The sequence below is a fragment of the Sphingomonas sp. 2378 genome, assembly GCF_038084995.1.
Classification (GTDB): Bacteria; Pseudomonadota; Alphaproteobacteria; order Sphingomonadales; family Sphingomonadaceae; genus Sphingomonas.
On the sequence record NZ_JAXCMJ010000146.1, the window covers coordinates 1 to 324 of the forward strand.

Below are 324 nucleotides of genomic sequence, written 5' to 3' on the forward strand. Positions count from 1 at the left end.
TGTTTGATCCCGGCATTTGATGGTGCATTATCGGGGCAAGCCTGGAAGGATGCGCTATGGGACAGGTTCTACACGGGAGCGCCCGGACGACAGAGGCAGTCCGTCGAGCGATACAGCATAGTAAAGAGAGCCTGAGGGTGCTGGCCAAGCGCTATGGCATCAACCAGAAGACCGTCGCGAAGTGGAAAAAGCGGACGGCAGTCAAGGATTTGCCGACCGGCCCGAAGGGGGAGTGTCAGGAATTTCGTGTGCGGGCGGGCATAAAGGGGAAGAAGGAGACCCGATATGTCCCGACGCAAAGAGCCTGCGATACCGAACGAGTTA

At 57.7% G+C, this 324-nt stretch carries 1 pseudogene; it reads left to right on the forward strand.

Annotation, left to right across the window (positions count from 1 at the left end):
* Nucleotides 1–56: 56 nt before the first annotated feature.
* A pseudogene (locus SM191_RS19685) lies at nucleotides 57–324 on the forward strand (hypothetical protein); the annotation flags it as partial.